Consider the following 13,748-nt stretch of genomic DNA (forward strand, 5'->3'; position numbering starts at 1 on the left):
ATGAGACGTCGCACCCTGGCCGGGATCGTCGCCGGCGTCGCCGCCGCGGGTGTCGTGCTCACCGCAGGCATCGTGTGGCCCGGGCTCGACGCGCAGGAGACGCCCCCGGTCGACCCCACCGTGTGGGCGCTGCAGACCGGGGACGGCTCCCGCTACGCGCGCGTGAACACCGCTATCGGCGAGTTGGACACCGTCCGGACCGTGTCGAATCCGAGCGAGGTCGCCCAGAGCGCTGAGGGGGCGTTCCTCTTCTCCGACAGCTGGTCGAAGATCACCCGCATCGACGCCGCGCTGCCGACCGACCTCGACGACGACACGGTGCGCGCCTCGCCGTCCACGCCGGCCGGCACCACGACCGTCGCCGCGGCGGGGGAGTTCGTGGCCTATCTCACCGACGCCGGAACGGTCTTCGCCGGCGAGTTGGCCGGGGATGCGGCACAACTCGATCCGTTCGCCGAGGGCGACGACGACGCACCTGCGTACACCGCCGAGGCGATCGCCGTGGCCGAGGACGGTACGCTGTTCGCCTATTCCGCCGCCGACGGGTCGGTGCTGCGGTGGGACATCGCCGCCGATCGGATGGTGGCACGTGATCGGCTCGAGGTCGCCGAGCTCGCCCAGCCCCGCGTGACCGCCGCCGGTGACACCTGGGCGGTCGTGGACGGCGCGGACGGCACCGTCTGGCTCGCCGGTGTCACCGACCCGCTGAACATCGATGTCACGGGGGCGGTCGTGGTCGGTCGTGCCGCCGTGGCGGGCTCATCGGTCTACATCGCCGACGAGACATCCCTCGTGCGGGTGCCGGTCGACGGCTCCACCGCGGTCACCGAACGTGGTGGCACGACCGTTCTGGGAGTCCCCGCGGCCCCGGTCACCGTGGACGATGAGGTCTACGCGGCGTGGCTCCCGCAGGGGGACGCGGCCGGGCTGCTGTGGAGCTCGGTCGACGGTGAGACCGTCCTGGACTACGCCGGCGAGACCCTCGGCGAGCAGCGGCGGCCGCAGTTCGTGGTCGGGCAGGGCGCGGTCATCCTCAACGAGACCCGCAGCGGCTGGGTATGGACGGTCCCCGACGGGCGCTTGGTCCCGTCGAGCCAGAACTGGGCGCTCGACGACACCGTCGACCCCGAATCCGAACCCAGCGAGGAGCAGCTCGCCGTCCAGATCGATCCGAAACCGCCGATCGCGGAGCCGGATGCGTTCGGGGTGCGCGCCGGGGCCCTGACCGCGCTGCCGGTGTTGTTGAACGACCACGATCCGAACGAGGACGTGCTCGCGATCGATCCGGCGTCGGTCACGGGGCTGGATCCGGATTTCGGCACGGTCGGAATCACCGACGACGGCCAGCGCCTCACGGTGCAGATCGAGCCCGGAGCGACCGGCGCGGCGAGTTTCTCCTATGCCGTCACCGACGGCACCGTGGACGGCGGGCTCACCTCCGACAGCACCACGGTGACGGTGACCGTCGCCGGCCCCGAGGTCGAGACGGCCCCCCGGTGGTGCGGGGTCGAGGGGTGTCTGGTGACCTGGCCGACCCCGGAGGTCGCGCGCGGGGGAACGGTGACCGTGCCGGTCATGCCCGGATGGGTCGACCCGGAGGGCGACCCGATGCTGTTGCTGTCGGTGGAGAACCCGTCCGGCGTGGGCAACGTCGCGGCCACCCCGGCGGGGGAGGTCGTCTACCAGCACGACGACGACGGCGGGGGTGCCGAGGAGCTCGTCGAGCTGCGCGTGACCGTCGCCGACACCTTGGGTCAGACCGCGACGAAGTCGCTGCTGGTGCGGGTCTCGCCGCAGCCGCAGTTGACGGCGCAGTCGTTCGCGGTGGTCGACGCGGTCGGATCAGGGGTCGGCGTAGACGTGCTCGGTCACGTCACCGGAACCGCCGGTGCACTGTCTTTGGAGTCCGTGCGCGTGCTCGACGACGCCGCGGCGACGGCGACCGTCGTCGGTGGCTCGACGACCTTCGACGTCGCCGCGGAGGAACCGGGCACGTATCGCGTCGACTACACCGTCACCGACGGCGAGTCCTCGGCGACCGCGACGGCCCGCATCACCCTGCTCGCCCCCGATGCGCCGGCGGATCTGACCACCGCGCCGGTCGTCGCGTTCGTCCACCCGCAGGAGGACGCGACGCTCGACGTGTTCGCGGCGGTGTCCAATCCCACCGGCCGGGTGCTGCTGCTCAGCGACGTCGAGGCCGTGCCCGAGGAGGGGGCGACCCTGAGTGTCGACGCGGTCGGGCAGAACTATCTGCGCGTCTCGGGCAGCACCGCCACCGGTGAACCCGGCACGCTCGGGACGGTGGGGTACACCGTCAGTGACGGCACGCAGGACGGCGGAGCGCGTGTGCGCGGCGAGGCGACGGTCTATCTGCTGCCGCCGGCCCCCGAGCTGGCGCCCATCGCGGTCGATGACACGGTGGTCGTGCGCACCGGGGCGCAGGTGGACATCCCCGTGCTCGAGAACGACGTCGCCCCCTCGGGGGGCAGGCCCGTCCTGAACCCGGCGTCGGTGGTGTCCTCGACCGACGAGGCGCTCGCGTTCGCCTCCGGCGACACGCTGCGCTACCTCGCACCCGACGAGCCCGGTCGTCACACCGTGGAATACTCCGCCTCGCTGACCGGTGCACCGGGATTGGAGGACACCGCGACGGTGCGCATCGAGGTACTCGACGCCGACGTCAATCGCGCCCCCTCGCCCGACACACTCGAAGCCCGTGTCCTCAGCGGAGAGACCACGCGCATCCCCTTCGACGGGTTCGGGATGGATCCGGACGGCGACGTCGTGCGGCTCGACGCGGTGATCTCCCAACCCGAGTCCGGGTCGGCGACGATCTCCGCCGACGGCACGGCGCTGTTGTACTCGAGCGTGGCCGGCGACAGCGGCCAGGACGCCTTCCGCTATCGCGTGGTCGATGATTCCGGGCAGACCGGGGAGGGCACCGTCCGCGTGGGCGTGCTCGATTCGGTGGCCGATCCGAGCCCGGTCACGTTCACCGACTACGTGCAGGTGCAGGTCGGCGCCGAGAACGTGGTGCGCGTGGACGCGGTCGCGAACGACCTCGACCCCACCGGCGGCGACCTGTCCATCCGCGCGGTGCGACCCGACCAACCCACGGTGCTGACCGACGGGTCGGCCAATCCCGAGTACGCCCGGTTGGACGCGCTGGTCGACACCGACGGCGACCGCACCTTGGTCATCCGGGCGGGGGAGCAGGTGGGCACGATGGCGTTCCTGTACGACGTCGTGTCGACCTCGGGCAACACCGGCCGGGGTCTGGTCGTGGTCACCGTGGTCCGTGAGGCGGTCCCGGACTATCCGATCGTCGAAGACACCGTGCTCACCGTCGAGACCCGTGATGACTTCGTGGACGGCGTCGACGTGTTGACCGGGAAGACGGCCTGGTCCGGCGGCGACGTCGGCGCGCTCGAGCTGGCGCTGTGGGGAGACCCCGACGACGTCGAGGTGGGTGGCTTGCGCCTGCGCGGCGCGCTGCCGGAACGGACCCGCATCATCCCGTTCGAGGTGACCGGGCAGACGGCGACGGGCGAGGTCGTCACCTACGCGTTCCTGCGCGTGCCCGGCGACGACGACCTCGAACTCGCACTGCGCGCCGGTGTGGCCGCCCCCGAGGTGACCGAGCTCGAATCGGTCACCTTCGACCTCGCCGATCACGTCGCCGTCCCGAGGGGCGCCGCACTCGAGGTCGGGGAGCAGGTGCGTGCGGCGGGTGCCCGGCCCGAGGCGGAATGCCGTGCGGCGTCGGGGACGCAGGTGACCTACGATGCCGGAGCCGGCGCCCCGTTCTCCGATGCGTGTCAGGTGCCGGTCCGGCTGGTCGGACAGACGGAGTGGACGTATCTGTCCGTGCCCGTCACCGTGATCGCCCTGGACCCGCAGCCTGAGCTGGCGCCGGCGTCTGTGACGGTCGGACCGGGCGAGACCGACACATTCGATCTGCGGGAGATGACCTCGTGGCAGCTCCGTGAGGACTGGGACGGCATCTCCTACTCCGTCTCGGCAGACGGAACATCCTTCGACGTGTCGCTGACGGGGTCGGTGGTGACGGTCACCGGCGCCGACGACGCGGTGCCCGGGCGGCAAGAGGCCGTCGTCGTCTCCGTCACCAGCCATCCCGGTGTCGCGTCGGCGCGACTGCTGCTGCGGGTGGGGGCTGCGCCCTCGACCCTGCCCCGCGGGGGGTCGGTCACCCAGCAGTGCTCGCAGGCCTCCGGTGGCCAGTGCACCATCGAGGTGGTCGGCGCGGGGGGTGAGGTCAACCCGCTTCCGGGCACGCCCCTTGAGGTGGTCGATGTGAGCGCGACCGGCGCGTGCACCGGGGTGACCTTCGCCGTGGCGGACGCCTCCCGCGTCGTGGCCTCCTGGTCCACAGACGCCCCCGGAGCGACCTGCACGGCCTCCTTCTCCGTCCGGGACGCGCAGGGGCGCGTGTCGGCGGGGGAACGCGACGGAAACCTGCTGCTGGACCTGCAGGGCTACCCGCGCGCCCCCGCATCCGTGACCCAGACCGCCTTCGCCGACGGCAGCTTGACCCTCCGAGTGGATCCGGGGTCGGCCCGGCAGGCCTATCCGGCGCTCACCGGCTTCGTGGTCCGTTCGGGAGGGCAGGAGGTCGCGCGATGCGGCGTGGACGGCACCTGCCCGGCGATCTCGGCCCCCAACGGCGAGCAGCGCGTCTACGAGGTGCGCGCCGTGAACGCGGTGGGCGAGTCTCGCACGGGGGTGGGCACGACGGCGTGGGCGTACGATCCGCCGCCGGCTCCCGATGCGGTCACGGCGACGCCGGTCGCGACGTCGTCCGGAGAAGGCGGTGTGATCGCCGTGGAGATCACCGGGATCTCGCCCGCCGAGACGGGGAGCTTGCGTCTGACCAGCCCCTCAGGCGACGAGGTGACCGTGCCCGTATCGCGCAATCAGACGCGGGTGAGCGTGCGGGAGTACCGCATCGGTACGAACACCGCCTCCACGCTCACGGTGACCCCGCTGTCCCGTTTCGATGTGCCGCCCGGACTCGGCGGCAGCGCCTCGGGGTCGGCGGTCACGGTCGCCGCGAACGGGATCGGGGCCCCGAAGAACGCCCAGCTCACCCTCGTGGCGACCAACAACGGCGACGGCACGGCGACGATCGTCGCGACCGGTGGGGCGACCGTGAACGGGCAGGGATCCACGCTGCGATACGACATCGTCGAGGCCGGCCGTTTCTGCCGCCCGGACGACGACGGTGCCCGGGCGGAGTTCGAGGTGCGCGACGGCGAGGAATACACGTACGAGATGTGCGTGGAGTCCCGCTACGGCGGGCGGGACTACGGGGGGGTCGTCGTCACCCGCACGGTGTACGCCGTCCAGGACGACGCGGCACCTCGGGGCTACACCTTCGTCGTCGACGCTCGCCCGGACGTGACCTCGACGCGCGCCGAGTGGCGCATCCGGCAGGCGCCCGCCTCCGATGAGGATCCGCCGCGGTTCAACGATCCAGAGTTCAACGGATATCCGACGAGTGTGTTCGGGCGCGATCCGGACATCGATGTGCGGTACGTGCACGACTGGCACGGCGCCACGACCGGGTGGGCCGACGTCACCGCCCGCGCCGGCAGTGCCCCGTACCAGGTGCAGGCGACGTGGTCGGCGAGCTCGTGCGTCGGTGGCGGCACGCTGCAGACGACCGGTTCGTCCTCGACGGCGCCGAACGGGGGCGCCGCGGCGATCACCTTCGGCAACGGATCGCTGCGCTACTTCGACGCCGACGGGACCCGACTGCCGCACACCGCGGGCACGTGGGAGGTCCCCGTCGGCGCGGCATACGTCGAGAGCATCTCGGTGACGGTGGACTGGAGCGCGCAGGGCTGGGGGCTCCAGAACGCGCAGACCACCTTCGCCGCCACCTGTCAGCCCGGTGACACCGCGCCGGAGACCCCGGCCGGCTGAGGCCAGAACGAACGAGGAACGATGACCATCACGCAGGAACAGGCCACCTGGTTCTCCCAGACCTTCGCGCAGATCGCCGACAACGTCGAGCGCGCGCTGTTGGGCAAGCGTCACGTCGTCGAGCTCGTGCTCACCGCGATGCTCAGCGACGGACACGTGCTCCTCGAAGACGTCCCCGGCACCGGCAAGACCTCGCTCGCCCGTGCGATCGCCCAGTCGGTGCAGGGCACCAACACCCGCATCCAGTTCACGCCCGACCTCCTGCCCGGCGACATCACGGGCATCAGCGTGTACGACCAGAAGCAGGGCGTGTTCGAGTTCCACGCCGGACCGGTCTTCGCCAACATCGTCCTCGCCGATGAGATCAACCGGGCGAGCCCCAAGACCCAGTCGGCTCTGCTCGAGGTCATGGAGGAAGGGCACGTCACCATCGACGGGGTCAGCCGTCCCGTCGGCGTCCCGTTCCTCGTGCTGGCCACGCAGAACCCGGTCGAACAGGCCGGGACCTACCGGCTTCCGGAGGCGCAGCTGGACCGCTTCCTGATGCGCGCCTCGCTCGGCTACCCCGACCACGCCGCGACGGTGCGGATCCTCGACGGGGCGGCCGTCGCGACCGAGGCGCTGAGCCCGATCATCACGCCACAGGCCCTGGTCGGCATGGCCGATCTCGCCGCCACCGTCTATGCCGACGCCCTCGTGCTGGACTACATCGCCCGCCTGGTGGATGCGACGCGCTCGGCCGACGAGGTGCGACTCGGGGTCAGCATCCGCGGTGCGCTGGCCCTCACGCGGTCCAGCCGTGCCCGCGCCGCCACGCAGGGGCGCACCTTCGTCACCCCCGACGACGTCAAGGCCCTCGCCGTGCCGGTCCTCGCGCATCGGCTCATTCTGCACGCCGAGGCCGAGTTCGACGGCGTGACCCCCGAAGCGGTCATCGGGCAGGTTCTGCTGGATGTCGAGCCGCCCACGCGACGCGAGGCGGTATGACCCGCACCGCCGCCCGATTCACCCGCACCGCCACCGGCGGCGACAGTGCCGGCGGCACGACGACCCTCGCCGCGACCGGCACGCAGGTGTCGGGTTCGCGCCGCGACCGCGTGCTCGTGCGGGTGGTCGTCGCCCTCACACGGTGGTTCCGGGCCGCGGGGGTGGGGGTCGCGGGAGCGGCCCGGTGGAGCGCGCGGACCGTGCGCCCGGCCGGTGTGCTGGTCGTCGCCGCGGCCACCGTGGGCCTGTGCGGGGGGGTGTTGTTCGGATGGGTCGAGTGGTTGGTCGCGGCGGTCATCGCGCTGGTGCTGCTGCTGACGGCGGTGCCGTTCCTCTTCGGTGCGCGCTCGTACGCCGTGGACCTGTCGCTCGGGAGGGACCGGGTCGTGGCCGGCTCGGCCGTGACCGGGGCGATCGGGGTGCGCAACGTCGGCGCACGCACGACGCTCCCCGGCCGGTTGGACGTCCCCGTCGGCGACGGGCTGGTCGAGATCGACGTGCCGCTGCTGCGGCCCGGACACCAGGTCGCCGACCCCCTCGAGCTTCCCGATCTGCGGCGCGGCATCGTGTCGGTCGGTCCCGCCACCACGGTCCGTGCCGACCCGCTGGGTCTCCTGCGTCGCGAGCACGCGTTCCACGACGTGCACGAACTGTACGTCCATCCGCGCACCGTCGCACTCCCCTCGACCAGTGCCGGCCTCATCCGCGACCTCGAGGGCGCACCGACGCGGCGCCTGGTCGACGCGGACATGTCCTTCCACGCCATCCGCGAGTACGCCCCCGGTGACAGTCGTCGTCAGGTGCACTGGAAGTCCACGGCCAAGACGGGCCGCCTCATGGTGCGTCAGTACGAAGAGACCCGCCGTTCGCGGATGGCCGTCGTCCTGGCGATCGCCGAGGACGAGTACGTCGACGCGGACGAGTTCGAACTCGCCGTCTCGTGCGCGGCCTCCCTGGGTCTGCGCGCGGTGCGTGATGCGCGCGACGTCGACATCGTCGCCGGGGCCGATGTGCCCCGTGCCGTGCGCGGCCGCTTGCGGGCCCTCCAGCGTGTGCCCGCCGTCTCGCCGCGCCGCATGCTCGACGGGTTCAGCGCCATCGATCTGCTCGAGACGACGATGTCCGTCGGCGAGGTGTGCGCCCTGGCCGCGGAGTCGAGCGACCGCCTGTCGATCGCGTTCATCGTCACCGGGTCGCGTGTGCCGCTGACCCGGTTGCGGCAGGCGGTGCTGCGCTTTCCCGCCGAGACGACCGTCGTGGGGGTGCGCTGTGACGAACGCGCGCATCCGCGGATGCAGTCGGTGAACGGGATGACCGTGCTCACCATCGGCACGATCGAGGACCTGTCGGGACTGCTGGTGCGGGGAGCGACCACGTGAGCGCCACGGGGGCCGCGCCGCGGGCCGCGCGGGAGCGTCCGGTCGAGGGGGACGCCCGCTTCGTGGCCGGGACGATGCTCGCGCTCGCCGTGGGCGCCCTGGCGACAGCGGCCGCGTGGCCCGTGTACGCCGACACGGCCTACCTCGTGGTCGTCGCCGCCGGCGTCGTGCCGGGTGCCGTGATCGCGATGCTCGCGCAGCGACGGCGCTGGGGCGGATGGACCGTCGCCGCGCTCCTTGTCGCGGCACTGCTGGTCGCAGGCGTGGCTGCCGCGGTGCCGTCCCGCCTGACCGGCCTCGCGCAGGTGCCGGCTGCTGTCGGTGATGTGCTCGCCGGCGTGGTCTTCGGCGGGAAGGATCTGCTCACCGTCGACCTTCCCGTGGGCGCGTATCGCAACCTCCTCGTGCCGGCCCTCGTCGTCTTCCTGGTGGGCACGTGCACGTTGCTGCTGACGTCGTGGCGACGGGATCGGCTGGCGTACCTGGCCGTTCCGGTGGCGATGGGCATGGTCATGTTCGGCCTGCTGTTCGGCCGCACCTCGGTCAGCGCGTCGATCGTGGTCGGTCCGTTCGTGTTCGTCGCCCCGGTCGAGACGGCCCTGGGCGTCGCGACCCTCCTGGTGCTCCTGCTGTGGCTGGTGTGGCGCGGGCGTGCGCAGCGCACCGGCGCGCTCGGACGTGCGCGGGGGGCCCGGGTGGGGCGCCGTGCGTCCGGGGCGTCCGTCGCGAGGGGGTGGACGGCGGTGGGGTTGCTGGGCCTGGCGGTGGCGGTGGCGGTGGCGGTGGTGCCGTGGGCCGCGCAGGGACTGGACCGCGACGTCCTGCGCAGTGTGACGGCGCCCGATGTCGATCTGTCCGCCGAGATCAGTCCGCTCGCGGTCTACCGCGCCGCCTTCGACGATGCGCGCGCGGACGACGTCTTGTTCACCGTCGACGCGGTCGACGGGGATCCCGAGCGGGTCAGGATCGCGGTGCTCGACGGATACGACGGCGAGGTGTTCCGCACCGAGTCCGACACACGATTCGTGCGGGTCCCCGCCACCCGCACGGCGCAGGAGGGGGCCCCGGCGCGGGTCGAGGTCGAGATCGTCGATCTCGACGGTGTCTGGATGCCCACCGTCGGTGACCTGGTCGAGGTCGACTTCACCGGTGACCGGGCGACGGCCCTCGCCGACGGCTTCTACTACAGCGCGACGGACGCCGCGGGGGTGGAGACCGCCGGTGGCGGCCTGCGGGAAGGGGACGGCTATGTGCTCGAGGCCTCCCTCGCCGCCGACCCCGATCCGGCCACGATCACCGCACCCGGGTCGGCCTCGTCGGTGACCGCGCCCGAGAGCCTGCGCACCTGGGTGGAGGAGCATCGGACCGGCTCGGACGGCGCGGCGCTCGTGGCCCTGATCGACCTCCTGCGCGAGCGCGGCTACCTCAGTCATGCGCTGAACGCATCCGATCCGCCCGCCCGCTGGAGCACCGACCTCGGCGACTACCGCTTCCAGCCCGCCGCGGCAGGCCACTCGCTCGCCCGTATCGACCAGATGTTCTCGCGACTGCTGCAGCGCGAGGCGGACCCGCAGGCGGTGGCCGCCGACAACCTCGTCGCCGCCGTCGGCGACGACGAGCAGTTCGCGGTCGCGGCGGCCCTCATCGCCGAAGAGCTGGGTTTCCCCGCGCGGGTCGTGGTGGGCACGCGACTGTCCTCCGACGATCCCACCCTTCCGGTGTGCGACGAAGGCGTATGCCGTCCGGCGGATCTCGCCGCGTGGGTCGAGGTGCGCGCCTCGACGGGGGAATGGGTCGCACTGGATGTCACCCCGCAGCACGAGACCTCGCCGAGCCTGGAGACGACCGAGCAACGCGACCCCGAGAACGTCACCGACGTGCGGCCCGACGCGGTGGAGGAGGTGGTCCCGCCCGACCCGACGCAGGAGGACGAGGCGCTCGCGCGCGACGACTCCGACGAGACCGGCGTCGATCTGGCGTGGCTGTGGCCGATCCTGCGGGTGATCGCGATCTGGTCCCTCCTGGCCCTGCTGTTGCTCGGACCCTTCATCGCGGTCCTCGCCGCGAAGGCGGCCAGGAGGAGGGGGCGCAGGCGGGCGGCGACACCGGCGACGCGGATCGCCGGCGGCTGGGACGAGATCGTCGATGCCGCCGTCGACGCGGGGTGGGAAGCTCCCGGATCGCGCACCCGCGCGGAGACCGCGGCGCTGTGGGACCTCCCGGACGGGCGACGGATCGCCGCAGCGGCCGATGCGGCGGTGTTCTCCGGCCGCGGCGCCACCGCCGATCAGGCGCAGGCGTTCTGGGACGATGTGGACCGTCGCCGCCGCGAGCTGCGCGGCGGCAGGGGTGTGTGGCGCGCGCTCGTGGCCTCCGTTTCTTTGAGATCATTCATCCATCACGCCGCCCCACCGGGCGGCCGCCGCCGTCGTCTCGCCGAAAGGGGGGAGCGCGGCTCGTCCAGGCGAGCGCGCACCATGCCATGAACACCGACTCCGCCGCCACGGTCGCCGTTGTGGCGACCTCGCTCCTGGTGAGCGCGCTGTTGTACGTGTGGATCGCGATCGCCCTGTCGGCGGTGTTCCGCAAGTCGGGCGAGTCCGGCTGGAAGGGGTGGGTCCCCGTGTACAACGTCGGCGTGCTCTTCCAGCTCGCGGGGTATCCGTGGTGGAGTGTGCTGCTGTTCCTGCTTCCTGTGGCAGGTCCGGTGATCGTGTTCGTCGTGTTCGTCCTGGCGGCCCACCGGGTCGGCCGCTCCTTCGGGTTCGGCGGGGGCATGACGGTCCTGGCCGTTGTGCTGCCCCCGGTCTGGGCGACCGTCCTCGGCTTCGGTTCGGCACGCTGGATCGGGGCCGAGGCCGTGGGGGCGCCACGCCGGCGCACCCACGCGGACGCGGCCGAGCCGGTCTACTCCCGCGGCTTCGACGGCACCCCCGCATCCTTCGGTGCCGAAGCGCCGGGCGAGCGCGGCCGCGCTTCGAGCGGCCTCGAGGGATGGGCTCCGACGCGTGCCGAGGTCCCGGTCGAGCCGGCCGAGACGCCGGCGGACGTGGCGGACGTGGCGGACGAGGCGCCGTCGACGCCCGCCCCCGCACCGGTCTCCCCCTTCGCGGACTGGTGGCCCGATGTGCTCGACGAGGATCCCGACACCGACTCGGCGGTCGATGATCCGGTGCAGGGGGCACTGTTCGATGAGACGCCGGTCCCCGCCGGTGTCGTGACACCGCCGTCGCCCCCGCACCGTCCCGATCCGGCAGACCTCCCGCCGTCGACCCCGGCGACGGCCGACGCGGATGAAGACCGCGTGCCGCCACCCCTGCGTCGGTCCACCGCGCGCCCGGCGTGGAACGGATTCGACCTCAGTGCGCCCGGGGAATTCACCGGGGAGGTCACCGACGCCGTGCCCGGTGCCCCGGCACCGATCTCGGCCGTCCCGGTCGATGACGCCCGGCCGTCGCAGCACGACGCGCCGCACGACCCCCGTGAGGTGACGCCGGCGGTCCCTGACGCGTCCGAGGAGCCCGCCTCGCCGTCGCGCGACGTCGCTGGGGCACCGGATGCGTCCGTCACGCCCGCGCGGTCACCGGAGAGCGTCGGGGAGGTCGCGGCGCAGATCGACGCGGCACCGCCGGTCACCCGCGCCCCGGCCGCGCCGCGTGGCCTCGGGGAAGGCCCCGACGGGGACGCCGGGGCCTCCCCCAACGACGCCGGCGTCTCGGCGATCGTCGGCGCCCCGGTGGCGGGTTCGCCGCGCTCGGCGCGCNGGTGGTGTTCCCCGACGACGCCGGCGTCTCGGCGATCGTCGGCGCCCCGGTGGCGGGTTCGCCGCGCTCGGCGCGCTCCTCGGTCTCGGCGCGTTTCGCCGATGTCAGCCGCGACGACGACCTGGTCGACCAGACGATCGTCACGCGTCGTCGCCGGACCGGGTGGGTCCTGGTCGGACCGGACGGGGAGCGCATCGCCCTCACCGAGGACGTCGCGGTCGTCGGCCGCCGGCCCCGCGTCGATGCCGCTTTCCCCCACGCTCAGCTGGTGACCGTCGGTGACCCGACGCGCACCGTGTCGAAGACCCACGCCCGACTCGAGCTCCGGGGGGACGTATGGACCGTCGTCGACCTGGATTCGACCAACGGTGTGGTGCTGATCGCCGACAACGACGACGAGACCGACGTGCACCCCGGGGCGGTGACGCGCCTGACCCCCCGCTTCCTGCTCGGAGACGCCGAGCTGCGGCTCGAGGAGGCCGCCACCTCGTGACGCCCAGGCCCGGGGACGACGCCCGCCCGCACGACGCCCTCGGTGACGACGAGTCCACCCGGGTGTCGCGTCGCGAGACCCGCCGTGCGGACGAGTCCGCGGACGTGACCGCCCCGGCGCGTCGACGCGATCCGGACGCGACGACCGCGCCCGGGCGGCGGGCCCACGCGGATGCGTCCGGCACGGCGTCGCCCCGCCCGGAGGGCACCACCGTGCGGGTGCGGCCGGCGCGGACGGCTGACCCCGCCATCACCGCCGAGCGCCCTCTGGTGCGCACCGCGTCGATACCGGACGGCGTCTTCGCGTCGTCCGCGCCGCGAGAGCCCGACGTCGGCATCGCCCGCAGAGGGGCGCCGGACCCCCGGCGTGCCGGCGGACCGGTCGATGGCGACGCCGTTTCGGCCGCACGCCGCCGCCGGCATCGTCGACGGGTCGTGCTGCTGGTCGGCGGTGTGTGCGCCGGCGCTCTCGTGGCGGGCGTGGCCCTCGCGCTGCTGCTGATCGGCTGAGAGGACCCCGGGGCGGGCCCGCGCTCGTTTGCCCCCCTCGGTCCGAGCGCCTATCATGGATCGGGTGTGCGTCCGCGCGCGCCGTCTGCCGTGTCTCGACGCGCCGGTCGGATCCGCGAGGACGTCACATCTCAGGGAACGGTCTGCGAACAGGCCACCCCCACGGCATATCCATCAGACGACAGCGCGGAAGACCTTCTCCCGCGCCGGTGGATCCCACGTGTGCCCGAGACGAGGAGATCGTCTCGGGGGAGACCACGACGCTGTCACCGTGCAGCACAACGAAAGTAGAGAGAACGTGCCAACCATTCAGCAGTTGGTTCGCAAGGGCCGCAGCCCCAAGGTCTCCAAGACCAAGGCTCCGGCGCTGAAGGCGAACCCGCAGCAGGCGGGGGTGTGCACCCGTGTGTACACCACCACCCCGAAGAAGCCGAACTCGGCGATGCGCAAGGTCGCCCGTGTCAAGCTCCGCAACGGCACCGAGGTCACCGCGTACATCCCCGGTGAGGGCCACAACCTCCAGGAGCACTCGCTGGTGCTCGTGCGCGGCGGTCGTGTGAAGGACCTCCCCGGTGTGCGGTACAAGATCGTTCGCGGCGCCCTGGACACCCAGGCCGTCAAGAACCGCAAGCAGGCCCGTAGTCGCTACGGCGCGAAGAAGGGTTGA

At 72.6% G+C, this 13,748-nt stretch carries 8 protein-coding genes; all 8 read left to right on the forward strand.

Annotated features, from left to right (window positions below; genetic code table 11):
- Positions 1 to 5,949, forward strand: a complete 5,949-nt coding sequence (locus ABD204_RS06000) for an Ig-like domain-containing protein (protein WP_194423745.1) — start codon at positions 1 to 3, stop codon at positions 5,947 to 5,949.
- Positions 5,950 to 5,970: 21 nt separating this feature from the next.
- On the forward strand, positions 5,971 to 6,936 hold the full coding sequence (locus tag ABD204_RS06005) for an AAA family ATPase (protein ID WP_194423746.1): 966 nt from the start codon (positions 5,971 to 5,973) through the stop codon (positions 6,934 to 6,936).
- The gene (locus ABD204_RS06010) at positions 6,933 to 8,315 is read left to right on the forward strand and encodes a DUF58 domain-containing protein (RefSeq protein WP_194423747.1); all 1,383 of its coding nucleotides are present in this window, start codon (positions 6,933 to 6,935) and stop codon (positions 8,313 to 8,315) included. The genes ABD204_RS06005 and ABD204_RS06010 overlap by 4 nt, the downstream gene beginning before the upstream one ends.
- On the forward strand, positions 8,312 to 10,801 hold the full coding sequence (locus ABD204_RS06015; RefSeq protein WP_322597524.1) for a transglutaminase-like domain-containing protein: 2,490 nt from the start codon (positions 8,312 to 8,314) through the stop codon (positions 10,799 to 10,801). The genes ABD204_RS06010 and ABD204_RS06015 overlap by 4 nt, the downstream gene beginning before the upstream one ends.
- The gene (locus tag ABD204_RS06020; protein WP_344098372.1) at positions 10,798 to 12,351 is read left to right on the forward strand and encodes a DUF5684 domain-containing protein; all 1,554 of its coding nucleotides are present in this window, start codon (positions 10,798 to 10,800) and stop codon (positions 12,349 to 12,351) included. Before ABD204_RS06015 ends, ABD204_RS06020 begins: the two co-directional genes overlap by 4 nt.
- On the forward strand, positions 12,348 to 12,572 hold the full coding sequence (locus ABD204_RS06025; RefSeq protein WP_344098373.1) for an FHA domain-containing protein: 225 nt from the start codon (positions 12,348 to 12,350) through the stop codon (positions 12,570 to 12,572). The genes ABD204_RS06020 and ABD204_RS06025 overlap by 4 nt, the downstream gene beginning before the upstream one ends.
- Positions 12,569 to 13,081 carry a hypothetical protein gene (locus tag ABD204_RS06030; protein WP_194423749.1) on the forward strand — a complete coding sequence of 171 codons (513 nt, stop codon included), beginning with the start codon at positions 12,569 to 12,571 and terminating at the stop codon, positions 13,079 to 13,081. Before ABD204_RS06025 ends, ABD204_RS06030 begins: the two co-directional genes overlap by 4 nt.
- Before the next feature lie 298 nt (positions 13,082 to 13,379).
- Positions 13,380 to 13,748 (forward strand): 30S ribosomal protein S12, encoded by a 369-nt coding sequence (gene rpsL / locus ABD204_RS06035; RefSeq protein ID WP_018171438.1) that lies wholly within the window; start codon positions 13,380 to 13,382, stop codon positions 13,746 to 13,748.

Origin of the sequence: Microbacterium aquimaris (assembly GCF_039531285.1) — a bacterium.
GTDB lineage: Bacteria > Actinomycetota > Actinomycetes > Actinomycetales > Microbacteriaceae > Microbacterium > Microbacterium aquimaris.